The organism is Micromonospora sp. CPCC 206061 (genome assembly GCF_036906915.1).
Lineage (GTDB): Bacteria > Actinomycetota > Actinomycetes > Mycobacteriales > Micromonosporaceae > Phytohabitans.
Genome location: NZ_JBAKHX010000001.1, coordinates 457,009 through 482,119 on the forward strand (window position 1 = coordinate 457,009; position 25,111 = coordinate 482,119).

14 protein-coding genes are annotated in these 25,111 nt (G+C 74.4%); 4 read left to right on the forward strand and 10 right to left on the reverse strand.

Going from position 1 to position 25,111, the window contains the following annotated elements; translation table 11 throughout:
• Nucleotides 1–672 carry a PIG-L deacetylase family protein gene (locus V6V89_RS02050; protein WP_334617157.1) on the forward strand — a complete coding sequence of 224 codons (672 nt, stop codon included), beginning with the start codon at nt 1–3 and terminating at the stop codon, nt 670–672.
• 40 nt (nt 673–712) lie between these two features.
• On the opposite strand, the gene V6V89_RS02055 is transcribed toward V6V89_RS02050, so the two are convergent.
• The 3 genes from V6V89_RS02055 to V6V89_RS02065 are packed head-to-tail and all read right to left on the reverse strand — an operon-like array spanning nt 713 to nt 4,277.
• On the reverse strand, nt 713–1,945 hold the full coding sequence (locus V6V89_RS02055; RefSeq protein ID WP_334617158.1) for a nucleotide disphospho-sugar-binding domain-containing protein: 1,233 nt from the start codon (nt 1,943–1,945) through the stop codon (nt 713–715).
• On the reverse strand, nt 1,942–3,483 hold the full coding sequence (locus V6V89_RS02060) for a carboxylesterase/lipase family protein (RefSeq protein WP_334617159.1): 1,542 nt from the start codon (nt 3,481–3,483) through the stop codon (nt 1,942–1,944). Before V6V89_RS02060 ends, V6V89_RS02055 begins: the two co-directional genes overlap by 4 nt.
• Nucleotides 3,477–4,277 (reverse strand): alpha/beta fold hydrolase, encoded by an 801-nt coding sequence (locus tag V6V89_RS02065; RefSeq protein WP_334617160.1) that lies wholly within the window; start codon nt 4,275–4,277, stop codon nt 3,477–3,479. The genes V6V89_RS02060 and V6V89_RS02065 overlap by 7 nt, the downstream gene beginning before the upstream one ends.
• 192 nt (nt 4,278–4,469) lie before the next feature.
• Between V6V89_RS02065 and V6V89_RS02070 the strand changes: the two genes are divergently transcribed.
• Genes V6V89_RS02070 through V6V89_RS02080 form a run of 3 tightly spaced genes read left to right on the forward strand, consistent with a single transcriptional unit; the run spans nt 4,470 to nt 8,148 of the window.
• Nucleotides 4,470–6,188, forward strand: a complete 1,719-nt coding sequence (locus V6V89_RS02070; protein ID WP_334617161.1) for a carbamoyltransferase family protein — start codon at nt 4,470–4,472, stop codon at nt 6,186–6,188.
• Nucleotides 6,185–7,861 (forward strand): AMP-binding protein, encoded by a 1,677-nt coding sequence (locus tag V6V89_RS02075; protein ID WP_334617162.1) that lies wholly within the window; start codon nt 6,185–6,187, stop codon nt 7,859–7,861. Before V6V89_RS02070 ends, V6V89_RS02075 begins: the two co-directional genes overlap by 4 nt.
• Nucleotides 7,858–8,148, forward strand: a complete 291-nt coding sequence (locus V6V89_RS02080) for an acyl carrier protein (RefSeq protein WP_334617163.1) — start codon at nt 7,858–7,860, stop codon at nt 8,146–8,148. Before V6V89_RS02075 ends, V6V89_RS02080 begins: the two co-directional genes overlap by 4 nt.
• Before the next feature lie 18 nt (nt 8,149–8,166).
• On the opposite strand, the gene V6V89_RS02085 is transcribed toward V6V89_RS02080, so the two are convergent.
• Genes V6V89_RS02085 through V6V89_RS02115 form a run of 7 tightly spaced genes read right to left on the reverse strand, consistent with a single transcriptional unit; the run spans nt 8,167 to nt 24,957 of the window.
• The gene (locus tag V6V89_RS02085) at nt 8,167–9,252 is read right to left on the reverse strand and encodes a class I SAM-dependent methyltransferase (RefSeq protein WP_334617164.1); all 1,086 of its coding nucleotides are present in this window, start codon (nt 9,250–9,252) and stop codon (nt 8,167–8,169) included.
• Nucleotides 9,249–10,265 carry a methyltransferase gene (locus V6V89_RS02090; protein ID WP_334617165.1) on the reverse strand — a complete coding sequence of 339 codons (1,017 nt, stop codon included), beginning with the start codon at nt 10,263–10,265 and terminating at the stop codon, nt 9,249–9,251. The genes V6V89_RS02085 and V6V89_RS02090 overlap by 4 nt, the downstream gene beginning before the upstream one ends.
• The gene (locus tag V6V89_RS02095; protein ID WP_334617166.1) at nt 10,262–11,026 is read right to left on the reverse strand and encodes a thioesterase II family protein; all 765 of its coding nucleotides are present in this window, start codon (nt 11,024–11,026) and stop codon (nt 10,262–10,264) included. Before V6V89_RS02095 ends, V6V89_RS02090 begins: the two co-directional genes overlap by 4 nt.
• Nucleotides 11,023–12,183 (reverse strand): Gfo/Idh/MocA family oxidoreductase, encoded by a 1,161-nt coding sequence (locus tag V6V89_RS02100; RefSeq protein WP_334617167.1) that lies wholly within the window; start codon nt 12,181–12,183, stop codon nt 11,023–11,025. Before V6V89_RS02100 ends, V6V89_RS02095 begins: the two co-directional genes overlap by 4 nt.
• A complete protein-coding gene (locus tag V6V89_RS02105; RefSeq protein ID WP_334617168.1) occupies nt 12,180–13,283 on the reverse strand; it encodes a saccharopine dehydrogenase NADP-binding domain-containing protein in 1,104 nt (367 codons plus the stop codon). Before V6V89_RS02105 ends, V6V89_RS02100 begins: the two co-directional genes overlap by 4 nt.
• Nucleotides 13,280–18,454 carry a non-ribosomal peptide synthetase gene (locus tag V6V89_RS02110; RefSeq protein WP_334617169.1) on the reverse strand — a complete coding sequence of 1,725 codons (5,175 nt, stop codon included), beginning with the start codon at nt 18,452–18,454 and terminating at the stop codon, nt 13,280–13,282. The genes V6V89_RS02105 and V6V89_RS02110 overlap by 4 nt, the downstream gene beginning before the upstream one ends.
• Nucleotides 18,451–24,957 (reverse strand): amino acid adenylation domain-containing protein, encoded by a 6,507-nt coding sequence (locus tag V6V89_RS02115; protein WP_334617170.1) that lies wholly within the window; start codon nt 24,955–24,957, stop codon nt 18,451–18,453. The genes V6V89_RS02110 and V6V89_RS02115 overlap by 4 nt, the downstream gene beginning before the upstream one ends.
• Nucleotides 24,958–25,111 lie beyond the last annotated feature (154 nt).

Consider the following 25,111-nt stretch of genomic DNA (forward strand, 5'->3'; position numbering starts at 1 on the left):
GTGACGCTGCTGGTGCTCTCGCCGCATCTCGACGATGCCGTGCTGTCCGCCGGCCAGTTCGTCGCCGCGCATCCGGACGCGGTCGTGGCGACGGTCTTCGCCGGCGTACCGGACGCCGGGGAGAACGGCGGGTACGACCGGCGTACCGGCTTCGCGAGCGCCGCCGAGGCGATGGCTCGCCGGCGCGACGAGGACGCCATCGCGCTCGCGCTGCTGCGCGCCCGCCCGGCACACCTGGATTTCCTCGACCGGCAGTACCGGCGGCCGAGCCCGGACGAGGCGATAGCGGATCGGCTGCGAGCGCTCATCGTGGCGCACCGCCCGGCTACCGTGCTGGGGCCCATCGGCCTGATCCACCCGGACCACCGGCAGGTTGGCCGGGTGTGGCCAGCGGTGGCGCGCGAGTTTCCGGCGATGACCGTGCTCGCGTACGAGGACCTGCCGTACCGGGTGCAGTTTCCGCTGCGCGCCGCGGACGTGGTGCGGGCGTTCGCGGCGGCCCACGGTGCGGTCGAGATGGCGCCGGACGGCGGCCCGTTGGGTGTCAAGGCGCAGGCGATGCTCGCATACGCGTCGCAGCTCGCCACGGTCCAGCCGCTGGCCTGCCTGGCGCCGGAGCGGCTGTGGCGCCTGTTCGCGCGGCGCGACCGCGACCCGTCACCGACGCCATGATCGAAACGCGTGATCGAGACTTCAGCCCGCGGATCCTCGATCACCGGGCGGCCCCGGCCGCCATCGCCAGCAGCTCACCGGCCGCCACGCGGTAGCCGTCCTCGGCCCGCAGCCGGGTGCCGAGCGCACTGGCCGAGTCGGCGAGCGTCAGGGCCCGCACCAGCGCCGACTCCAGCCGTCGCGCGGAGAGCCGGTGCCAGTCCAGCCGGACACCGGCCCCGTGCGCGGCGACCACCTCAGCACTCTCGAACTGGTCCACAATGGAGGGCGTCACGACGGCTGGCACGCCGGCCGCCGCGAAAGCGGTCGACGTGCCCAGACCGCCATAGTGGACGGCGGCGCGAGCGCGGGGCGCGATCACCGATAGGGGGATGTAACGGTCCACGTAGCAGCCGCCGTCGGCACCCACCCGGTCGGCGCTGTAGTCGATGACCACAGACCGCAGGCCGAGCCGGCGGCAGACCTCGGCCGCCGCCGCCCGGAAGCCGCCGGTGGGCAGGTGCGGCGGCGCCCGGAAGACCAACGGCGGCTCGCCGTCGTCAAGGAAACGCTCCAGCGGCCGCCGGTTGCGCCACATGCGTGTGGTGTCCCAGCTGGCCAGGCCGGTGGCGACCACGGCCGGGGCGAGCCGGCGGGAGTCCAGAAACAGCGGGGAGGTCAGCAGCAGCGTCCGCTGCGCCGACCGGTTGAGGTCGAGGAAGGAGCTCGGCTCGCCGGGCAGCCCGCAGCGCTGCCACACCGCGCGCACCGCCGGCAGGAACCGCCGGTCGAGGCGGCGCTCGAACAGCCACCACGCGAGCCGGTTGGCAGCCGTGCCGAGTGAGCGGCGGGGCAGGTACAGCGGCATCCGCTCGGCGTTGCGGAAAAGCCAGGTGGCCGGGCTGACAGTCACGCACGGCAGGCCCCGCGCGCGCGCCAGAATCGGTGCGGCGAGCTGGATGGGGTGGGCGACGACGATGTCCCGATCGGTCAGCACCGGTGCCAGCTGCGTGACAGTCTGGTCCAGCGGCTCGACGACCCGCCGGAGGGTCAGGCCCAGAAACGTGGCCATCCGCCGGCCCGGCCGCGGGTCCAGCGACAGATCCGACACCCGCGCCGCGGCGAGCGTGTGCTGCGGCAGCCGCTCCGCGCGCGCCAGCGTCTCGACCTCCGGTCCGGCGGCGAGCAGCACCTCGGCGCCGGCAGCGGCGAGCGCCTTGGCCAGCCCGACAAAGGGCAGCGTGTCGCCGAACGAGCCGCCGGTGACCAGGACGTACCGGGAACCGCCGGTCATGCCAGCGAGGCCCAGAAGGCGCACCGGTGGTCGGCGGTGAAGGCGTCCGAGGGCGCGGTCCGGTCAGGTGCCAGCCGCTGGACCGGCCCGCCGGACCCGTGTGCCGGCCACGGCGCCACGCCGATCGCGGCGGGACGGCCGGTGCGGGCGAACGCCAGCCAGTAGTGGGCCATCTGTCGCGACAGCCGTTGCTGTGCCGGGCTGAGCCGCACGTCGACCCCGACAAGCCGGAACAGGTACGGCAGCTCCGCCGCGTGGTACGCGCCCAGCGGGAGGCTGTCCGGCAGCGGTACGACAGGCGGCGCCTGCGGGTCGTCGAATTCGTACCCGTAGACGGTCGTGCGGCTGGCCAGCAACGCTCGCGACTGCGCCGCCGGGCAGGAGAACCAGGCGTCCGTGGTCAGCGCCGAGTAGGCGAGGCCCGGCGAGCCGAACGCGGCCGAGGGGTACTCGGCCAGCACCTTGGCGGCGGCGCCGCCAAACTGGGCGCCGACCACGGCCCGGTACGTCTCCTCCGACATCGGGGTGCCGGCGGCGTCGAACTGAAGGGCGGTGAAGATCCGCGTCTCGTCGTGCGTGGTCCCTTCCATCACCGGCACCCGGTGCACCCGGCCGGCGGCCACCGCCTCGGGGACCGATGTGGGCAACACGGCGCCGTCGACGGCGGGTCCCCACTCGGTGCCGGCCGCGGCGGCGAGCAGCTCGGTCACAGGGGCGGCGCGCAGGCAGGCCGCGCTGTCGCAGCCGAGCTGGCCGGCGAAGGCGCTGCCTGCGGCGAGCGCGTCCGCCGCTGGCGCCGTCGGGGTCACGCACGAGCCGCTCTGGACGATCGCGCGGGTGAAGAGCCCCGCCGCGCGTGGCGAGGCCAGGTGGGCGCAGACGGCGACCGCGCCGGCCGACTGCCCGAAGAGGGTCACCCGGCCGGGGTCGCCGCCGAACCGGGCGATGTTGCGCCGCACCCAGGCGAGCGCGGCCTGCTGGTCGAGAAGGCCGTAGTTTCCGGCCGATCCGGTCTTCATCTGGCCGCCGAGCTGCGGATGCGCCAGGAAGCCGAGCGCCCCGAGCCGGTAGTTGACCGTGACCACCACGGCGTCGCCGGCGGCGAGCAGCGGGTCGGGCCGGTACCGGTCGCTCGAGCCGGTGACGAAGCTGCCGCCGTGCAGCCACACCATCACCGGTAGCCGCCCGGTGGCTCGGCGGGGCACGTGCACGTTGACGGTGAGGCAGTCCTCTGCGGTGCTGCCCGTGAAGCCGTTGAAGACGTCCGGGCTCTGGGCGCACCACGGCCCCGCGGCGGTGGCGGCGCGCACGCCGGTCCACGGCACGGGGGCGGCGGGCGGGCGCCAGCGCCGCTCACCGGTCGGGGGCGCGGCGTACGGCACGCCGAGGAAGTCGATCGACCGGGCCGCCACCACGCCGCGGACGGCACCGGCCTCGGTGCGCACCACGTCTGGCCTGGTCGTCGCCGCGGCGGCCGGGCCGACGCCGGCGCCGACCAGCGCGACCGCCAGCGCCGCCGCCACACGGAACCTCAACATGGCCGTTCCTCTCGGATGGGTGCCAGGTCGGGGCATGCCTGGCTGACGAACGCGGACAGGTAGGCCGCCACGAGACCGGCCTGGTCGATGTGGCACATGTGGGACAGCGTGGGTTCGCGCAGGATGGTGGCGCGCGGCAGCTCTTGGGAGAGCACGTCGACGCGCCCATGGGTCAGGGAGTCGTCGTCCAACCCCGACATGATCAGCGTCGGCACCGAGACCGTGGACAGGGCGAGGTCGCCGCTGGCGATGAACTCGTCGAACAACGCCAGCACGTACATCGGGCCGATCCGGTCGATCATCTTGTCCAGTCGGGACTCGATCGCGGCCTCGTCGGTCCGGCCGCCGCGGGCCAGCAGCCGCCGGCGCAGCTGCTCGCGGACCACGCCCTGCAACCGGTCCCGGAACGTGTCGAACAGCTCCCAGTCAACCCGCCATCCGGCGGGGCGGTACTGGGGCGCGAGCAGCGTCGCGGCGCGCAGCGGTGGCTTGCCGCTGGCGAGCGTCTCGAGCACCGCGGAGGCGCCGAGGGAGTGCCCCACCAGGACATCCACCGGATCGGGCAGCCCGTCCAGGGCCCGGCGCAGCCAACCGCCGCTGTTGGCTTCCCGGCGCCAGCGGTGTCCGCTGTCGGTGCCCCATGGCATGTCGAAGGCCACCAGCCGCCAGGATTCCGGCAGGCGCTCGGCCAGCACCTGCCAGGTTCCCCACGTGTCCTGGATGCCGTGCACGAAAGCGACCAGAGGGCCGGAGCCGGTCTCTGGACGCAGCGGATGGGCCACGGGTGCGGTCATCTATCCCTCGATCCACAGTGGATACACCATCGTGTTTGTCGGGTTGCCGTCGCAGTATATCGGCATGTGGCGCCTCACCGACACCTCGAATGGTGGTTGTTGGGGTTCCTTTCACTCACCGCGTTGGTTATTCTCCATGGCTAGCAGCTTGGATGTTTCGGTACCGTCGCGGCTCACGGGGGTTCTGCTGACATGACGACCGCGCAGCCTGCGACGCCGAGATACACGCTCGGTGTCAACATAAACCTTCACGACTCGTCAGCCGCGCTGCTGCGCGATGGCGTATTGATACGCCTGGTGGAGCAGGAGAAGGTCGGCCGCCGCAAACACGCCCTCGGCCAGCCGCCGGCGCTCGCCATCCAGCAGTGCCTGGCCGCCGAGTCGGTGTCGCCGGGTGACCTGGCCGCGGTGGCGATCGGCTGGGACCACCGCGGGTCACGGTTCGGCCAGAGCCGCCGGTTCACGCCCGACGGCCTGCGCCGGATGCTCTTCCCGGACCAGCCCGACCTCGCCATGCCCCCGGTCACCTGGGTGCCGCACCATCTGGCGCACGCGGCCAGCGCGTACTATCCCTGCCCCGCCGACCCCGTGGCGATCATCGTCATCGACGGCGCCGGCGAGACCCAGTGCTCCACGATTGCCCGCGGCCACGGCGGTGCCATCGAGATCCTTCGGGAGTGGCCGATCGCCCAGTCACTGGGCTTCTTCTACGCCGCGGCGAGCAGGTGGGCCGGCCTTAGCGAGTGGGGCGCGGGCAAGCTGATGGGGCTGGCCGCCTACGGGCGCCCGCGCGGCGGGTTGCCGCTGCACCGCCGCCCCGACGGCTACGAACTGGTGGTCGCCGGCGCGCCTGGCGACGCCGACGACCCGGGCCGGCGGCGGCCGCTGCTCGGGTTCGACCCCGTGTACGAGCGGCTCCTGTACGCCACGTTCGGTTGCCACTACCCGTACGCCGAGCGCCGAGGCGAGGAGGCGATCGCGTACGCCGACTTCGCCGCCACCGTCCAGGACGCCCTGGAGGAGGCGGTGCTCGGGCTGGCCGAGCAGGCCCGCCGACTGGTCGACTCGCCGGTGCTGGTCCTGGCTGGCGGTGTGGGGATGAACTGCTCGATGGTCGGCCGGCTGGTGCGCAGCGGGCTCTACGACCGGGTCTACGTGCCGCCCGTTCCCAGTGACGTCGGCGTCTCCGTCGGCGCCGCGCTGTTCGAGGCGGAGCGCGCCGGGGTACGGCAGCAGACCCGCTTCGACCACGCGTACTGGTCGCTGGACGTCTCGGCAGACCAGGCGGCCGCCGCCGCGGCCGGCGCCGGACTGGTGTCGCGCCCGCTGCCGGAGCCGGAGCTCGCCCGGCAGGCCGCCGCGGCGCTGTCGGCGGGCCAGGTGGTGGCCTGGGCGCGTGGGAGGGGCGAGATCGGCCAGCGGGCGCTCGGCGCGCGCAGCATCCTCGCCGACCCTCGGGACCGGCGCAACCACGAGCGGCTCAACCTGATCAAGGGCCGGGAGATGTGGCGGCCGGTGGCCCCCAGCGTGCTCGCCGAACACCTCGACGAGGTTATGGCCACGCCGGTGGGGCAGCCGGCACGGTTCATGCTGGCCGCCGGCGTGTTGCGGCCGGAGCTGCGCGCCCGGATGCCCGCGGTGACCCATGTGGACGGTTCGGCCCGCCCGCAGGAGGTGGTCCGGGACACCAACCCGGCGTACTGGACCCTGATCGAGGAGTTCAGGCAGCGTACCGGGGTGCCGGCGGTGGTCAACACCTCGTTCAACCTCGCTGGCGAGCCGATCGTCAACACGGCAGGCGAGGCGGTCGAGACGTTCGTGCGGGCCAAGGACATCGACCTGCTGGTGCTCGCGGACCGGCTCGTCGCGCGCGGCGAGAGCGACCTTCCGGCGACGGCGGAGGCGACGTGAACCCTTCCTTGCTTTCCTGGCTCGACGCGCCCAGCCCGCGCCGGGGCATCCGGTTCGCCGGCCTGGACGACAGCTGGGACTTCTGGAGCTACCAGCGGCTCGCGGACCTGACCGAACGCTTCGCCGACGGCCTCGCCGGCGCGGGCGTCCCGCCGGACGCCGCGGTTACCGTGATCAGCCACGGCGGTCCCCGATTCGTGGCCGCGCTGTTCGGCACGATGCGGGCCGGCGCGACACCGTCTCCGCTCGCGCCGCCGATGCTGTTCGGCGACCCGGACGGCTACGCCGAGCACGTCCACGCCGCGCTCACCGCGGTACGCCCCGCGGCGGTGCTCGTCGACGCTCGGCTCGCCGCCACGGTGGCGCCCATCGCCGCCAGCGCCGGCGCGCCCCAGGTGATCGAGATCGAGTCGCTGCTGGCGGCGGAGGCGACCGGTGCGGCCCGTGACCGTCCGCTGGCCGAGCTCGCGCTCGTGCAGTTCACCTCGGGGTCGAGCGGGCGGAGCCGGCCCGTTCGGGTGCCGCACAGCGCGCTCGCCGCGAACGTGGCCGCGATCCGGGCGTGGCTCGGCATGCGCGGTGAGTACCCGACGGCCTCGTGGCTGCCGGTCCACCACGACATGGGGCTGACCGGCTGCCTCATCACACCGGTGGTCGACGGCAGCGACATCTGGCTGCTCTCGCCCGAGCAGTTCATCCAGCACCCGCTGCGGTTCCTGCGCTGCTTCGGCGCGCTGGGGGCGCGGCACACCGCGATGCCGACCTTCGGGCTGGCGCACATCGTCCGCCGGGTACGGCCGGAGCAGCTCGCGGGCCTGGACTTCTCCCGTTGGCGTGCGGTGATCGTCGGTGCCGAGCGGGTCGATCCGGTCATCCTGGACCGGTTCCTGAACCTGCTGGAACCGTATGGCCTGCGCCGGCGGGCGGCGCTGCCCGCGTACGGGATGGCCGAGGCCACGCTGGCGGCGACCGGTCTGCCGGTACCCGAGGAGTGGAGGGCGCTGCGCTGCGAGCCGGCGAGCCTCACGGTCGGCGCGCGGATCCGCGTCACCGGCGCCGCCGACGCCCAGCCGGTGGTGGGCTGCGGGCGCCCCCTGGACGGTGTCGAGGTGCGCGTCGAGGACCCCGACGGGCAGCCGCTGCCCGAGGACACCGTCGGGGAGATCGTCGTCCGGGGAGTCTCGGTCGCCGCCGGGTACGCCGGACCACCGGCCGCGAGCGGCTCGCTCACCACGTTCACCGGCGACCGGCTGCGCTCCGGCGACGCGGGCTTCCTCCACGGCGGCCAGCTGTTCGTGCTCGGCCGGCTCGGCGACAGCCTCAAGATACGGGCCCGCACGGTCTTCGCCGAGGACCTGGAGGCCGCGATGGCCGGGCACGGCGTGCCCAGTCACCGGTTCGCGGCGGTGCTGGGCGTCCGCGAAGGCACCAGCACCGCGGTCGCCATCGTCGAGCACCCACGGGACGGCTGGCTGGCCGCGGCCGCCAAGGTGCTGCGTCACCGCGCGCCCGGTGCGGAGGTCGTCGTGGTCGACGCGCCGCGCGGCACGATCCTGCGCACTACGAGCGGCAAACCCAAGCGCAGGCTGCTCTGGCAGCTCTTCGTCGCCGGCCGCCTGGCCGGGAACCCCGTCTCCAGCACCGGGGCGGGCAGTCTCAGGAGGTCTGAATGAGCAACGCACCCGACACACTGGTCGATGGCCGGCCCGAAGACGAGATCCGGGCCGGCGTCCGGTCGATCGTCACCGAGCTGGCCCCGGAGACCGAGTCGGAGGCATCCGACGACGCTCGACTGGTCGACGACCTCGGCTACCATTCGCTGGCGCTGCTGGAGCTGGCCTTCACCCTTGAGGACCAGTTCGACCTGGACCCGATCGAGCAGGAACGGGCGCAGGACATCAGCACGGTGCGGGACATCGCCAACCTCGTCATCGACGAGCTGCGCAAGCGGTCGCAATAGGACGGATGGATCCGGCGTCTAGGCGAGCCGGTACAGGCGGTGGAAACGCTCCTGTACCGGCACCTCCGCCACCTCCGTGAAACCGGCGGCCAGCGCGTAACGCCGCACCACCGCCGGCCGCAGCACGGTGCCCGTGCCGGCCGAGTCCGGGCCCGACAGGCAAGCCGGTAGGCAGTGCAGCACGCTCGTGGCGTACTGGAAACGTTCGACCTCGTCACCCGGCGCGGTGAACTCCTCGGCGACGCGCGCGTCCATCAGCAGCACCGCGCCGCCGGCGGTACGCATCTCGCGGCAGGCCCGCAGCACCGGCACCGGCTGCGCCATCTCGTGCAGCGCGTCGAACACGCACACCAGGTCGAACCCGGCGCCGGGCGGCGGCTCGGCACAGTCCCGTACCTCGAAGGTCACCCGGTCGGCCACGCCCGCGGCCGCGGCGTTGCGCCGGGCGTCGGCCAACGCGTCCGGCGCCAGGTCGAAGCCGCAGACGCGCGCCAGGGGGTACGCCTGCGCGATCGCGATGCCGGCCCAGCCTGCGCCGCAGGCGACATCGGCCACCCGGCTTGGACCGGCGCACAGCCGGTGGTGTAGATCCGGCATCGCCTGGCGGAGCCAGCCCGCGAGCGAGTGGCGGTACAGCGCGCGGTTGGCGCCGGAGTGGCCCCGCAGCCAGTCCTCGCCGTACACCTCGTCCGGCACCCCCGCGCCGCTGCGGTAGGCGGCCCGCAAGTCCGGCAGCGCCCGGGCCACGCCGCCCAGCGGCAGCACCGCGAGCGCCGCGAGCGACAGCGGGTGGTCCGATTCGGTCAGCACCACCCGGTGCGCCTCCGGCAGCGCGAAGCGCCGCCGCTCGGCGTCGAAAGCGCCGCCGGAGGCGATGAGGATTCCAGCGACCGCCTGCTGCTCCAGCCACTCCCGCGCGTATCGGGGGGCCAGCCCGGCCCGTTCGGCCAACTCGGCCGCGGTGGCGGGGCCCCCGGCGGCGAGCGCCTCGTAGAGGCCGAGCCGCACGCCCAGGTAGATCGTGAGCAGCTCCTGAGTCGCGAGGCAGGTACGCCACATCCGCACGGCGAAGGCGGTCGCCGCCGCCTCCCCGGGCCCGGTCACCGCGGCGCCGCCTCGATCAGCGGGAACATCGCCGTCTGGACCACCCGCGTGACGGCGAAGCCGGCCTCGCCACACAGAGCGACCACCTCGTCCTCGGTACGCGCCCGGCCGCCCAGCATGGTGAGGCTGAGCAGGTCGTACGTCTTGCTGATCGCCAACTCGGGGCGCGGGTCCACGACCGGGTCGAGAACCAGCAGGCGGCTGTCGGGCCGCACCGCCTCGCGCACGCTCCGAAGTAGACGCCCGGCGTCCGCGTCGTCCCAGTCGTAGAGCACCCGTTTGAGCACGTACGCGTCGTGGCCGGCCGGCACCCCGGCGAAGAAGTCGCCGGCGACCACCTCGCAGCGATCGGCGACGCCGGCCGCCGCCAGCACCGCCTCGGCGCCCTTCGCCACGTGTGGCAGCTCGAACAGCACGCCGCGCAGCCGCCGGTACCGCGCGAGCAAGCCGGCCAGGAACGCGCCGTTGCTGCCGCCCACGTCCACGACGCTCGCCAGCCGCCCCCACTCGTACGCCCGCAGCGTCGCCCGCAGCTCCAGCCGGCTGCCCGCCCCCTGGATGCCGTCGAAGCGGGCGCTGTCGTCCGGATGGGTGGCCAGGTGCTCGTAGTACGGGACGCCGTGCACGTGAGGGAACACCGGCTCGCCGGTGCGTACGGTGTGGGCGAAGTGTGCCCACGCCTCGAAGTTCGCCGGGATCATCGGGTACGCGTCGCGCAGCGACAACGGATGGTCGCCCCGGAAAAGCTGCGCCGCCGGGGTGAGGCCGAAGACCTCCGGTTCCACCTCGACGAAGATCTCCTTGGTGGCGAGCGTACGCAGCACACGACACAGGGTCGGCGGGTGCGTGCCGGTGGCCGCGGCCAGCTGCGCCACCGGGCGTGGACCGTCCGTGAGCAGGTCCGCGACGCGCAGCTCGCAGGTCATGCGGATGGCGAACGGGACGATGTAGTCGGCCAACTCCTGGATCCGGTAAACGAGCTCCAGTGCGGTCCGCGGTCGCGGATCGGTCATCGCGTCCCTCCCTGCCGGATACCGATGCTGTCCATCACCTCGCGCACCACGGCCGGCCGGTGTGGCACGAGGTAGAAGTGACCGCCCGGAAACAGCCGGGTGGCCACCGGGCCGGTCGTCGTCGCCGCCCAGCCGCCCAGGTCGGCCACCGGCGCTTCCGGATCGTCGTCGCCGCCCAGCACAGTGACCGGGCAGGACAGCGGCGGGCCGGGCCGGTGGCGGTAGGTCTCGACCAGCCGGTAGTCGTTGCGCAGGACCGAGAGCACCAGGCCGCGCAGCTCCGGATGGGCCAGCGCCGGCTCGTCGGTCCCGCCGAGGCGCCGCAGCTCGTCGGCGAGGGCGCCGTCGCCCGCCCGGTGCCACGTCCGTCCACTGTGGTAGGCGGGTCCGGGCCGGCCGGAGACCATCAGCCGCGCGAGCGGTGGCCCGCCGGGCGCCGCGCAGAGCCGCCGGGCGACCTCGTACGCGATCACCGAACCCATGCTGTGCCCGAAGAGCGCGACCGCCGCGCCCGGTGTCGCGGCGAGCGCGGCGAGGATCCGGCGCGACATCTGATCCATGTCCGTCACGCACGGCTCGCCGAGCCGGTCCAGGCGGCCCGGATACTGCACCGCGACCAGCTCCACCTCCGGTGGGACCAGCTCCAGCCAGGGCCGGAAAAAGGCCGCGCTACCGCCGGCGTGCGGGAAGCAGACCAGTCGCAGCGCCGCGTCGGGGCGTGGCCGGAAGCGGATCAGCCAGCGGCCGGCGTCCTCGGTCATGGCACCGCCCCGGCACCCGCGCTTGCCACCGCACCGACCTCGGCGGGCGACAGGGGTCGCGGCGGAGCCTCGCTGACCAGCTCCGGCGGCCCCAGGCGGGCGGTGACGTCCTGCCAGAGCCGGCACAGCGTCAGGTGGTACTGGCCGGCGGCGAGCGGGTCTTCACCGGCCTCGGCCGCCCGGCGTAGCTCTACCACCGCCTGCCGCACGCCCGCCGGCCACACCGACCGGAACACCTGCCGGTAGCTCGGCGCGTCGGCCGTGCCGAGGACTCCCCCGCTCGGCACGTCGAGGTGGTCGTCGCCGGCGTACGCGCGGTCGTAGTGCGGCGCCGCGGCGGCTTCGTCGCGCACGTCCCGCGGGAAGTCCGGCCGCGGCGACCACACCACGGGGCCGTGCGTGCCGACCAGGGTGAGGCTTCCGCCCTCGGTGCCGAGCGTGACGCGGTGCAGCAGATGGGCGTAGTTGTCCGGGTCCGCCGGATCGAGCTGGTTCTGCACCCGCAGCGTCAGCGGTATCCCGGCCAGCACACCGTCCAGGCTGCGGAACGGGACGCGCAGCCCGGTGAGGGCCGACACCTCCGGCGGCAGCGGCGCCGGCCCGGCCAAGCCCCACGGCCGGAGCCGGCCCAGCGCCGCGCCGAGGATGTCCAGCAGCGCGTACGCCACCTGGAACCCGCAGGCCGCGTCGACATAGAGGGCCGGCTGCCGGCGCAGCAACTCGCGGGCCGCGCCGAGGAACCGCCGCACCGGTGCGGTGTGCACGTAGAACGAGTTGAGCCGGTAGACGACCCGGTGCCGCCGGGCGGTGCGCAGGCACGCGGCCAGCTCGTCGTGGTGCAGTGGATGCTCCTGCAGGACATGCAGGCCACGGGCCAGCAGGGCCTGGGCGAGGTCGGCGCCCGGCCCGCCGAGCAGCCCGCCACGTACCACCACGCAGGCGGCGTCGACGTCCGCGGGCAGCTGCTCCACGCTGGTGAACAGCGGTACGCCGTAGTGCCGCGCGCAGGCCCGCGAGCGCTCGCTGCCGCGGGCGAGCACGCCCGCCAGCTCGTACGCCGGGTCGGGCGCGGCGAGGCCTTCCAGGTAGACCTGGCCGAACTTGGTACCGCAGACCACGACCCGCATGGGCCGCCCGTCGCTCCATCCGGTCGTCACAGCGCGCCGTCCTCCGCGTCCAGCGCACCGGCCGCGGGTCCTACGAGCACCGCGAACGCGGCCAGCGCTTCGCTCTTGTGCAGGCGCCGCACAGCGGCCGCCGCGTCCAGCACCTCGGCGGCGTAGTGGACGCCGGGCGGGCACTCCCCCGCCACCACCGCGGCGGCGGCCATCGCGGCGGTGACGCCGGTCAGCGTGCTCGCCTCCCCGCCGCGCACGACCAACGTCCGGGTCACCGGCGCGCCGCCCTGGGCACCGGCCAGCTCCAGCACGAAGATTTGGTAGGGGGCGCGGCCGAACACGTCCAGCTCGGCGGCGCGCACCAGCTCCGCCACGGCCCGCGCCGGGTCTGCCAGCGACCGGGCCCGCTCCAGCGCATCCAGGGTCCGCTCGCCGGCGAACACGTTGTACCACCGCGCCTCCGCGAGCCTCAGGTCGCGAGCCAGCCGCACCGTCTCCGGCGCCAGGTATGGCCGCACCGCGGCGGGCTCCGGGAAGAACGGCAGCCGCGCGCCGGCCTCGGCGGCGAGCGCCCGCGGCAGCACCGCGCCGTCGCGCCACACCCCACCGGGCTCTCCACCGCCACCGTCCACTTCGGCCAGGTAGTCCGCCGCGCCGGCCGGTGTGAAGCGGTCCCGGCCGCCGTGATGGGCGATGAGCCGGTGCACCTGATCGAATCCTTCGCCGGCCAGGTACCGGGGCAGCAGCCCGGACAGGCCCGGCGTCATTCCGGCGGACAGCACGCAGGCGCCGGGCGCGCTGGCCGGTGCGGCGCGCAGCATGGTGGCCAGCCGCTCGTCGCCGGCCGCGTCCACGTAGTCCGCGCCGGCCGCGGCGGCGGCGCGGGCCACCCGGTCCAGCACCACGACGGACGGGCCGGCGCAGTTGACCACCGCCTGGCACCCGGCGCAGAAGTCGGCGAGGCCGGCCGGGTCTTCGACATCCACCGGCCGGACCGCCAGCTCCGGCCCGGCCGCCGCGGCGAGCCGCTCCAGGCGTACCCGGCTCCGCCCGCCGGCCCGTACCGGGTAGCCCCAGGCGGCGAGCTGGCGCACCGCCGCCGCGCCGACCGCGCCGGTCGCGCCGACCACGCCAATCACGCGCGACCACCTAGGGCAGCGGCCGCCGCCGCGGCGGCGGCGGGGGTGAGCAGGCCCGCCTCCAGCCCGGCAGCCGCGCCGTCGGGCAGCGGCCGGACCACCACGTCGCCGAGGCACACTTCCCGCCAGTACGCCTCCTGCGCGGCCACCTCCGCAGCGGCGCAGAACACCGTGAGGTCACCCGCGTACGGCTCCGGCTGGTACCGCTCGGCCGCGCTCAGGCTGTGCGCCGGCACGGGATCGGCGGCCTCGGCACCTGCCGCCGGCCGACCGATCACGGTGAGCCCGGCCACCGGGGCGCCGGCTTCGGCCAACGCGCGCGCGGTCTCCACGGCGACGATCGCCCCGAAGCCCGAGCCGACCAGGTGCACCGGTGCACCGCCAAGCTCCTGAGCCAGGGCGTCGGCGTACCGGACGGCCAGGTGCCCCACCAGCGCGGCGGGTTGGACCGCCAGGTAGCGGTCGCGGTCGGGCGGAGCCAGGCCGAGGACCCGGCCCCGCCCGGCGAGCGCGTCGCGCACCGGGCCGTACGCGCTGAGGTCCCCGCCGCCGTCCGGCACCAGTACCCAGGCGACCGGCCCGTCGCCGCCCAGCGCGGTGACCACGGCCGCCGGGCCGCTAGCCGCCTCCGCCTGGACCGGCGGATCGTCCGCCGGTCGTTCGGTGCGCAACGCCGCCGCGAACGCCGCCACCGTACGGCCCTCCAGCATCAGCCGCAGCACCTGGTCGAAGAACATCGACGCGGCGTACCGGACCTCCTCCGTCACCCGCCCGACGAGCTGCGCGGCGAGCAGCGAGTCGCCGCCGAGCCCGTAGAAATCGTCGTCGCGACCGACCTCTGGCACCTGGAGGACCTCGGCCCAGATGGCGGCGATCTCGCGCTCCAGGTCGTCGGCCGGCGCGGCGCCGTCCTGCCGTTCCCGGACACCGGCGGTGGCCGGTGCGACAAGGCTCGCCACCCGCGCGCGGTCGACCTTGCCGTTGCCCGTCAACGGCAACGCGTCCACGACCCGCACGTGGGTCGGCACCATGTACTCCGGCAGCCGGCTCGCCACGTGAGCGCGAATCTCCTCCGCCTCCACGTGGCACCGGTCGCTCTTGAACCGCGCCGCGAACACGTGCAGCCCCAGTTCAGGTAGCACGCGCTCGGTGGCTTCGGGCAGGCACACCGCCAGCTCGCCGCCGGCCTGCGCGACCACTCGCGCCCACTCGGTGCGGTCGAGAAACGTCAGGTCTCGGCCGGACCGGCGGTCGGCCTGTTCGGACCCGGTCTCCTCGGGCCGGACGAGCAGCTCCAGCGAGGTCATGATCTGGTAGTGGTCCCGGGTCATCTCCAGGAAGACCAGCCATCCGCCGGGCACCAGCAGGTCGCGTAGGCGCCCCATGGTTGCGTCCACGTCGCGGGTGGCGTGCAGCACGTCGCCGGCGACGATGATGTCGTACTGGCCGGCGACCACCGGGTCCCCGCCGGGCCCGCCGTCCAGATCCAGATCGAGTGGTGCGAACCGGACGCCGGCCCGGCCGCCGAACCGCTCCCGTCCGGCGTTCAGGAAGAACGGCGACAGGTCCGTGTAGAGGTAGTCGACCGGCCAGTCATCCAGGCCATCGAGGACCGCGGCCGTCGTGCCGCCCCCGCCGGCGCCCACTTCGAGCACCCGCAACGGGGACCGCGGCTTCCCCGCTCGCGCGATCGCCCGCACCACCGCCCCGGCGGCCGCATTGGCCCACCGGTTGAACAGCGCCTCCTCGTAGAGGTTCGCCGACACCTCCAGCCGCCCTTCGGGAAACAGCAGCCGCAGCGGATCGGTGTCCCCGCGAAGCAGCGCCGGCAGGTGCGCGGTGCTGGCCCGGAAGTAGTCGACCAGCGGCGCCTCGGCCGGCGGGACGGGCCCACCGTCCACGCGTCGCCAGGCTTGGGCCAGGGCCAGCTCGTTGACCGGCTGCGCGAGCCGGTACTGGCCGTCCGGCTCCACGCCGAGGACGCCCTCAGCCACCAGGGAGCGCAGCCAGCGGCGTACCAACCGGTGATGGCGGGGGGCCACCGCCGAGGCGGAAAGCACCTCGTCCAGGCCGTGCGTCGCGCCCGGTGCACCGAAGAGGCCGGCGCGCTGTAGGGCACACACCATCGCCACCAGCGCCGCCCGGTCCAGATCCCGGGTGTACCGCAGGTAGCCGTCGAGGTCTACATCGGACAGCACCGCGGCGCCAGCGGAACTCGCCGCCGCGGCGAGCCCGTCCGGTACCGGCTCGGGGTCGCGCCGCGCCGGTTCCACCACCGCGGCGAGCCGGCGACCCAGCGGCGGCTCGCCGTCGGCGAGCGCGACCGCGGCGCCGACGCCGGGACAGCTCGCCACCGCCGCCTCCACCTCGGCCAGTTCGATGCGGTGGCCGCGGATCTTCACCTGGAGGTCTTCCCGGCCCAGAAACTCGATGACCCCGTCCGGGCGGTACCGTCCAAAGTCGCCGGTACGGTACCGCCGCTCGCCGGTCGCCGGATCGCGCACGAATCGCCGCGCGGTGCGCTCCTCGTCACCGAGATAGCCGAGCGCGACACCGGCACCGCCGATGTACAGCTCGCCGGCCACCCAGTCCGGGCAGGGCCGGCCGGCCGCGTCCAACACGTGGAACGTCTGGTTCGCCAACGGCGTACCGTACGGGACGCTCCGCCAGTGCGCGGGCACCTCGGCGATGGGGTATGCGATCGACCAGATCGACGCCTCGGTGGCGCCGCCCAGGCTCACCAGATCGACGCCCGGCAGTACGGCCCGCGCCTGGTCCGGCAGGGCGACCGGAATCCAGTCTCCGGACAGCAACGCCAGCCGCGGCGCCGGGCGGGGTCCGGCTGGCACCGCGCGCAGGTAGTCCACCAACATCTGAAGCTGGGCGGGGACCGAGTTCCACAGGGTCACGCCGTTGGCCGCCATCAGCTCGGCCCAGTGCGACGGGTCCGCCTGCCGTCCGGGGTCGGGCAGCACCAGGCATCCGCCGGTGGCGAGCGGGCCGAAGATGTCGTACACCGACAGGTCGAAGCCCAGATGCGCCAGGCCCAGCACCCGATCCTCCGGGCCGACCGCAAACCGCTGGTTGATGTCGACGATCGTGTTCACCGCGGCGGCGTGGCTGATCATCACGCCCTTGGGACTGCCGGTGGACCCTGACGTGTAGATCACGTAAGCGAGGTCGTCCCGGGCGCGGAGCGCCGGATCCGGTGGACCGCTGGCCGGCTCCACCAGGTCGACCGCGATGGCCTTGTCGACCGCGCCGGCGATCCACGACTGGGTGAGCCGGTAGCGGGCGCCCGCGTCCGCGACGATCGCCTCGCGCCGAGCGGGCGGCTGCGTGGTGTCGACCGGCAGGTAGACCCCGCCCGCGATGAGCGTGCCCAGCGCCCCCACGACCTGTTCGACGCCCTTGTCCATGACCAGCGCCACGAGGTCGCCGGGCCGGCATCCGCGCTCGCGCAGCACCGCCGCTGTCGCGGTCGCGCGCGCCACCACCTCGCGGTACGTGTAGGAGCGACCACCCCCGATCACGGCGACGCGTTGCGGGCTGCGGACCGCCTGGGCCAGCACCGGCTCGTGGAGCAGCACGTCGGGCACCGGCGCGGCGGTGTCGTTGACCCGCTCGCGGCACGCCACGGTGGCGGCCGGCAACCGGACCGGGTCGGTCTCGCGCCAGGCGGCGTCGCTGGTGGCCAGCGCGCCCAGCAGGGCGGTGTAGGCGGCGAACATGTCGTCCACGACCCCGTCGGGGAACACGCCTTCCCGCACGTCCCAGTTCGTCGCGAGTGTGCCACCTCGCTCGATGTTCTGGCAGTCGATCCACACCTGCGGGGTCTGGCTGATGCCGTACAGCGGCTCGCCGCCGAACGTCGAGGCGTCCCCGCCGGCCCCGGCGAGCCCGATGGCGCTGGTGAACACCACCGGCATGAGCGCGTTGCCGGCACCGCGCCGGCGGCCGATCTCGCGCATGACCTCGACACCCGAACAGAGCCGGTGGTCCAGGTCTCGCCACAACTGGTCGCGCAGCGCGCCGGCCCGCTGTGCGAAGGTCTGCGCGAGGGCGCCGGCCGCGCCCGGATCCACCTCCAGCAGCGTCACCGAGGTGAAGTCGCCGACCAGCCGGTCCACGTCGGGGGCCAGGGGCTGGCGGTCGAGCAGCGTGACGTCGAGGGTGAACCTGGGTTGGCGGCTCCACCGGCCCACCACCTCGGCGTACGCGGCGAGCACCGCGCCCGCTGGGCTCACCCCGTGCGCGCCGGCCCGCTGGCGCAGCGCCGCCCACCGCTCCGGCTCCAGCACCGCCTGCCAGCGCCGGAACCGCGGCGGCGAGGCAGCGTCGGCCCCGGTGCGCAACGGCAGCTCGGGTGCCGGCGGCAGGGTGTCCACTTTGGACCACCAGTAGGCCCGGTCGCGCTCGTACCGCGCGCCGGTGCGCGAGCGCCGGTCCGCCGCCAGATAGTCCCGGTAGGTCACCGCGAGTGGCGCCGGCTCCACGCCCCGATACATCTGGTCCAGCTCGCGCAGCAGCACCTGGATGCTGACGAAGTCGCAGATCAGGAAGTCGATCGAGAAGTGCAGCAGGTCGCCGCCGGCGGTACGGGACACCCGCAGGTCGAACAGCGGCCACCGGTCCGGCTCGTACACCCGGTGGTCCATCTCGGCGCGGTTGCGCAGCACCGCCTGCTCGGCCCGCTGCTCGGGCTGGTCGCGCACGTCGGTCACCGCCACCCGGTACGGCGGCACCTGCGCCAGCACCCGCTGGGTGCCGTCCGGCGACACCACGGCGCGCAGCATGTCGTGGCGGGCGATCAGTGCCCGGAACGCCTCCTCCAGGCGCGCCGGATCCAACTCGGCGAAGGCCAGTTCGCCGTAGCCATGGCAGCCGACGCCGCCGAGCGCGAACGTGGCCGAACGGCCGAGCAGGTAGGCCGCCTGCACGTCGGTCACCGGGAATGGTTCGTGGCGCCGGTACGGCTCCGGCGTCAGCGCCGGCGCGCCGTTCTCCCGCAGGTGCGCCAGCACGGCCTGCCGGTGGTCGCGCAGCTCGGCCCGCCGCTCCGGGCTCAGCAGGCCCTTCGGGCCGCGGAACCGGAGCCGGCCCTCGTCTTCCCAAAGCTGGAAGCCGAGCGCCTCCAGCTCGGATACCAGGTCGCCGGCGCGCGTCGTCACAGGTCGCCCTCCTCAACATCGGGGTCCTCGATGGCCGCGGTGACCAGCGCGGCGAGCTGCGCCACCGTCGGCGCCGCCAGCAGCTCGCGCAGCGGCAGCGCGATCCCGTACCGTCGCCGGACCAGCTCGGCCAGGCGGGTTGCCGAGATGCTGTCGCCGCCGAGCGCGAAGAAGCTCGACTCGCGGCCGACCGGACTCACGCCCAATAGCCGCGACCACATCTCGGCCAGGTCGTGCTCGACCGGTGTCCGCGGCGCCGCGCCGTCGTCGGGCCCCGCCGCGAGGCCGGTGTCGTGCCGGGCGGCGAGCCGCCGGGCCAATGCCCGCCGGTCCACCTTGCCGTTGCTGGTGAGCGGGAACTCGTCCACCGCGAGCAGCGGGTCCGGCACCGCGTAGGGCGGCAGCCGGTCGGCGGCGAAAGACCGCAAGGCGGCCGCGTCGACCGGTCCACCGTCCGCCAGGACCGCGGCGGCCACCCGGCGTCCGGTCCCATCGCCCACCACCGCCGCCACCGCCGCGCTCACCGCCGGATGTGCGGCCAGCGCCGCCTCCACCTCGCCCAGCTCGATACGGTGGCCGCGCACCTTCACCTGGGTGTCCGCTCGGCCGAGGAACTCGAGGGTGCCGTCCGGCCAGTACCGGCCCAGGTCGCCGGTGCGGTACCAGCGCTCACCCTCGTGCCGCACGAAGCGCTCGGCGGTGCGCTCGGGGTCGCCGCGGTAGCCGCGCGCGACGCCGTGGCCGCCGATCCACAGTTCGCCCGGCACCCAGTCCGGCCGGTCCCGGCCGCGCTCGTCGACGACCCGGAACCGCTGGTTGCGCAGCGGATACCCGTACGGCACCGAGCGCCAGGCGGCCGGCACCTCGGCGGGAACCTCGTATGCGTTGGACCAGATGGCCGCCTCCGTGGCACCGCCCAAGGCAATGAACCGCGCCTTTTGGGCCGCCGCCGCCAGGCGCTCCGGCAGGTCCAGCCCTACCCAGTCACCGGAGGCGAGCACGCACCGGAGGGTGGCGAGGTCGCCGGGCCGGGCGGCGACGAGGATCATGTCGAGCAGAGCCGGCACGGAGTTCCAGACGGTGACGCCGTGCCGCCGCACCAGCTCCGCCCACCGTCGCGCCTCGCGCCGGTCGTCCTCGGCGACCAGCACGACCGCGCCGCCAGCGCCGAGCAGGCCGAAGATGTCGTACACGGACAGGTCGAAGTCGAGCGCGGAGACGGCCAGCACCCGGTCGGCCGGCCCGATGCCGTAGCGCTCGTTTACGTCGTCGACGGTGTTGGCCGCCGCGCGGTGTTCGATCTCCACGCCCTTGGGGTCGCCGGTGGACCCCGAGGTGTAGATGACGTACGCCAGCGCGTCCGGCGTGACCGGCACCGTGGCGGGCAGCGGGTCGACGCCGGCGGCCTCGCCGATCGGGAGGGCGGTGCACCCCGCCAGGACGTCCCCGGCGCCGGTGAGCGCGAGCCGGACGCCGGCGTCGCGGTAGATCCGGTCGCGCCGGTGAGCCGGCTGCTCGAGCCCGACGGGCACGTACGCACCGCCGGCGGCCAGGATGCCGAGCACCGCGGCCACCTGGTCCGGCCCCTTGGGCAGGGTCACACCGACCACGTCACCGGGGCACACACCATGCTCGCGCAGCAGGGCGCCGACGCGAAGCGCCCGCCCCACCAGCTCCCCGTAGGTCACCACCGCGCCCCGATCGCCGGCGTCCCAGATCAACGCCGGCCGGTCCGGGTCGCGCGCCGCCACCGCGAAGAGCCGGTCGTGCAGGGCGCGTGCTCGGGATGGAGCGGCGGTGTCGTTGACCCTGGCCCGCACGGTCGCCTGCCCGGCGGGCAGCAGCGACGGCACCGGTGCGGCCCAGTCGCTGGCGGCCATCCGGCGCAGCAGCGCGACGTACTGGTCGAACATCGCGTCCAGCACCCCGGGCTGGAAGAGCTCCTCGGCCGCGTCCCAGTTGACGGCGAGGCCACCGGCGCGCTCCATCACCTGGCAGTCCAGCCACACCTGGGGCGTCTGGGAGAGCCCCCAGACCAGCTCGCCGAACGGGAACGTGAGATCAGCCAGCTCGCGGGCCACACCCAGCGCGCTGGTGAACACGACCGGCATGCCCGCGGTCGGATCGCCGGTGTGGCGGGCCAGCTCGCGCAGCACCCACAGCGCGGACACCGCTCGATGCTCCATGTCGGCCCAAAGCTGGCCCTGCGTGCGCCGCACCGCGTCGAGGAAACCCTCGCCAGCGGCCGGCTGATAGGCGACCAACAGCAGCGACGTGAAGTCGCCCACCGCGCGGTCGATGTCGGGGTGGACGTCGCGCCGGTCGAACAGGGTCAGGTTGACGGTGCACTCTGGACGGTCGCCGTAGGCGGCCAGGACCTCGGCGTACGCGGTGAGCAGCACCGCCGCCGGCGTGAGGCCGTACGCCTTGGCCCGCTCGGTGACGGACCGCCACTCGTCCGGTGACAGCCTGGCCTCTCGCCGGACGAACCGGGGCGCGGTGACGTGCGCCGGATCCACCCGCAGCGGCAGCCGGGGCGCCGGCGGCAGCCCCGACAGCCGCGCCGTCCAGTACTTTCCGGCCCGTTCCACCTCGTCGGCCGGCGGCGCGGCCAACACGTAGTCGCGGAAGGACATCCGCACCGGTGGCAACTCGGCGTCCAGATCGCGGTACAGGGCGGAGAGCTCGGCGAAGACGATGACGATGCTGAGCGCGTCCAGGGCGATGTAGTCGAAGCTGAACCCGATCCGGGTCCGGCCCTGGCCGTAGCGCGCTGCCCACACGTGGGTCAGCGGCCAGCGGCTCGGATCGGGCACCCGGTGCGCGACCGCCTCCCGCCGCTCGGCCAGCGCCGCCTCGTCCGCGCCGACAAGCACGGGGATCTCGAGCCGGGGGACGGTGGGCAGGATGCGCTGCCGCCCGTCGGCGTCGAACACCACGCGGAGCATCTCGTGCCGCGCGACGAGGCGGTTGAGCGCCTCCTCCAGCCGCGCCAGGTCGACCGCCTCGCCGTCGAACTCCCAGTACCAGTGCGAGCCCACCCCGCCGAGGGCGAAGTCGTCCTTGCGCCCCATCCAGTACGCACGCTGCACGTCCGTCGGCGGGAAGGGTTCGTGCCGGCGGGCCAGATCGGCGGTGAGCGGCGCGTGCGGCGCCGCCGCGCCCAGCCCCAGCGGCGCCGCGAAGTCGGCGAAGACCGGCGCCGCGAAGAGGCCGGCGAGGGTGGCTCCGGTGACGCCGGCCGCCGACAGGCGGGACACCAGCCGGGTGGCGAGCAGGCTGTCGCCGCCAAGCGTGAAGAAGTTGCCGTCGCGCGACACCTCGGGAACGCCGAGGACGCCCGCCCAGGCGGCGGCGACAGCGGCCTCGACCGGCCCACGCGGCGGCTCGGCGGGGCGTTCACCGGTCTGGCCGGCGACCAGCGCCGCGACCGCGGGCCGGTCCACCTTGCCGTTGGACGACAGCGGCAGGCGCTCGAGCACGCCGATCCGCTCCGGCACCATGTATCCGGGTAGCTGGTCGGCGGCGAGCCGGGCGACGGCAGCAGGTTCCACTTCGGACCCGGCCGCGGGCACGACCGCCGCGGCCAGCCGTGGCGACGGGCCGTCGACGAGCACCGCCACCGCCTGACCGACGCCGGGGCACGACCGCAGCACGGCCTCCACCTCGCCCAGCTCGATCCGGTGACCGCGCAGCTTGATCTGGAAGTCCGCACGGCCGAGGAACTCCAGCGTGCCGTCCGGCCAGTACCGGGCAAGATCGCCGGTGCGGTACCACCGCACGCCGTCGCGAGCCACGAAGCGCTCGGCGGTGCGGTCCGGGTCACCCCGGTACCCCTCGGCGACCGAGTCTCCGCCGATCCACAGCTCCCCGGCGACCCAGTCCGGGCAGTCGCGCCCGCGTGCGTCCACCACCCGGCAGCGCACGTTGCGCAGCGGTACGCCGTACGGGACGGCCCGCCAGTGGGCGGGCGCCGCGGACACCTCGCAGAAGGTCGAGTGGATCGCCGTCTCCGTCGTGCCGCCGAGGCCGGCGAACCGGGCGTCCGGGCAGAGCGCGGTGAGCCGGCCAGGCAGGTCGGTGCCCACCCAGTCGCCGCCGACCAGCGCCAGCCTTAGGCTGCCGCCGAGCGTGCCGCTGGCCCCGGACGCGGCGGTGAGCAGCATGTCGAGTAGCACCGGCACGGATTGCCAGATCGTCACCCGGTGCCTGCGTACCAGTTCCAGCCAGCGGCCCGCGTCCCGCCGCTCGGCCTCGCCGACGAGCACTATTGCCCCGCCGGCCGCCAGGAGCCCGAAGATGTCGTAGACCGACAGGTCGAAGTCGAGGGCGGAGACAGCCAGCACCCGGTCTTCGGGGCCGACGCGCCACCGGTCGTTGATCGCGTCGATGGTGTTCGCGGCCGCGGCGTGGCTGACGACCACGCCCTTGGGTTCGCCGGTGGAGCCGGACGTGTAGATGACATATGCCGGCTGGCCGGGATCGCACGGTTCGGGCGCCGGCAGCGGATCGGCCGCCCGAGCCTCCGCCGGGGTGACGGCCGGCGGAGCACCGTCCACCGTGGACTCCGCGACGAGCAGGCGCGGGCCGGCGGCCGCGTAGACGCGCCGCAGGCGGGCGGCCGGCTGGTCTACGCCGACCGGGACGTAGGTACCGCCGGCGGCCAGTACGCCGAGAACCGCGGCTACCTGGTCCGGCCCCTTGGGCAGGGTCACGCCGACCAGGTCGCCCGGGCGCAGGCCGCGGCGGCGCAGCGCGCCCGCGAACCGCAGGGAGCTGGTTGCCAGCTCCGCGTAGCCGCACCGCCCGCCGTCCCACAGCAGCGCCGGCCGGTCCGGCTCGCGGGCGGCCAGGGCGAAGAACGCGTGGTGCAGGCTCCGCCGCGGCGCGGGGGCGTCGGTGGCGTTGATCGCGGCGCGCGCGCCGCGCTGATCGGCTGGCAGCGGGTCGGGCACCGGACGGGTCCAGTTCGCCGCGTCCGCCTGTAGCCACTCCAGGATCCGCAGGTAGGCGCCGAACATGGCGTCCACCGAACCCGGCGCGAACAGCTCCTCGACGACGTCCCAGTTGAGAAACAGCCCGCCCTCCCGCTCGGTGACCTGGTAGTCCAGCCACACCTGCGGGGTCTGCGAGCTGGTCCACCCCGGCGTGCCGAAGCAGCGCCGCACGTGCGCGTCGAACAGCTCACCCAGGCCGAGGGCGCTGGTGAAGACCACCGGCACCAGCATCGGACGGCCGCCGGCCCTGGACAGGTCACGCAGCACCTCGACGCCGGAGTACGCGGCGTGCGCCACGTCCGCGCGCAGCCGCTCCTGTAGGCGCCGGGCCTGTTCGGCGAACGGCAGCGGTGCGCTCAGGTCGGCGTCGAGCAGCAACAGGTTCGTGAAGTCGCCGACCAGTTGCGGGACCTCGGGATGTACCGACTCGCGGTCGTAGAGCGGCAGGTTGAGCAGGAAACGCGGGCGGCCGCTCCACGCGGCCAGCACCTCGCAGAACGCGGTGAGCAGCACCGCCGGGAGGGTGAGCCCGTTGTGGTGGGCCTGGTCGCGCAGACCGGCCCACTGGTCCGGCGCCAGCAGGTGGTGCCGCCGGGTCACCTTCGGGCTGGCAACCTGTTCGGGTGCGGCGGCCAGCGGCAGCTCCGGGGCGCCCGGCAGCTCGGCGAGGCGGCCGCGCCAGTACGCCCGGTCCCGCTCCCGGGCGGCCTGCCGCCGGGGGCCGAGCGCGGCGAGGTAGCGCGGATAGCTGTAGGACAGCGGGGGCGGCGGTTCGTCGGGGCGCTCGTACAGCCGGGCCAGGTCGGCGAGCAGGACGCGGAAGCTCTGAGCGTCGGCGACCAGCATCTCGATGTGCACGTGCGTGCGGCAGCGCCCGCCGGGAAGCAGCGAAAGCTGGATGTCGAAGACCTCGCCGTCGGCCACGCGTAGCCGGCGGTGCGAGATGCGGTCCCGGCATTCGGTCAGCCGGCGGTCGACCTCGGCCGGGTCGAGCCCGCGCAGGTCGTGCACGATGAGCCCGGGCCACAGGCTGTCCGGCATGATCTGCTGCCGACCGTCGGCGGTGAACCGCGCCCGGAGCATGCCGTGCCGGCGCAGCAGGGCGCGCACCGCCCGGTCCAGGCGGTCCGGATCGACTTCGCGGCCGTCGAACTCGTTGTAGAAGTGGGCGCCCACGCCGCCGAGCGGCTGCCCGTCGGCGCGGCCGACCCAGTAGGCGTACTGCATGGTGGCGAGCGGGAATGGCTCCTCGCCGTCCGCGCCCGCCTGCGGCTGCGACGCGTCCGTGCCCAGTGCGCCGGCGGGTGCGCCGGACAGCACCCGCCACCACTGCCCGAGTGTTCGCCACTCGATCAGCTCGGCGAAGGAGACGGCGGCGCCGGCGCGCTGCCACGTGCTGGCAAGCCGCATGACTCCTATGGAGTCCAGGCCGAGTGCCACCAGATCGTCGTCGTCGCCCACCTCGGCCGGCTCGACGCCGGCCAGCTGAGCCACCTCCGCGCGCATCGATTCGAGAGTCACCATTGATGGTGTATCAGTCGCCGCGCGTCGCTCCATAGTCAACAGACGCTCCCCCGTCGGAGCCGGCTCAATCCGGCCTTTCGTAGCGCGATCAATGAGTCGACGGTCAATCAGGACCGTACCAGCGCGCGAGGCGCGC

Bases quoted from the DNA above. Each gene is read 5' to 3' on its own strand.
- V6V89_RS02055 (WP_334617158.1), bottom strand. From the start codon at position 1,945: ATGACCGGCGGTTCCCGGTACGTCCTGGTCACCGGCGGCTCGTTCGGC.
- V6V89_RS02060 (WP_334617159.1), bottom strand. From the start codon at position 3,483: ATGTTGAGGTTCCGTGTGGCGGCGGCGCTGGCGGTCGCGCTGGTCGGC.
- V6V89_RS02065 (WP_334617160.1), bottom strand. From the start codon at position 4,277: ATGACCGCACCCGTGGCCCATCCGCTGCGTCCAGAGACCGGCTCCGGC.
- V6V89_RS02070 (WP_334617161.1), top strand. From the start codon at position 4,470: ATGACGACCGCGCAGCCTGCGACGCCGAGATACACGCTCGGTGTCAAC.
- V6V89_RS02080 (WP_334617163.1), top strand. From the start codon at position 7,858: ATGAGCAACGCACCCGACACACTGGTCGATGGCCGGCCCGAAGACGAG.
- V6V89_RS02090 (WP_334617165.1), bottom strand. From the start codon at position 10,265: ATGACCGATCCGCGACCGCGGACCGCACTGGAGCTCGTTTACCGGATC.
- V6V89_RS02095 (WP_334617166.1), bottom strand. From the start codon at position 11,026: ATGACCGAGGACGCCGGCCGCTGGCTGATCCGCTTCCGGCCACGCCCC.
- V6V89_RS02115 (WP_334617170.1), bottom strand. From the start codon at position 24,957: ATGCGCGCGGAGGTGGCTCAGCTGGCCGGCGTCGAGCCGGCCGAGGTG.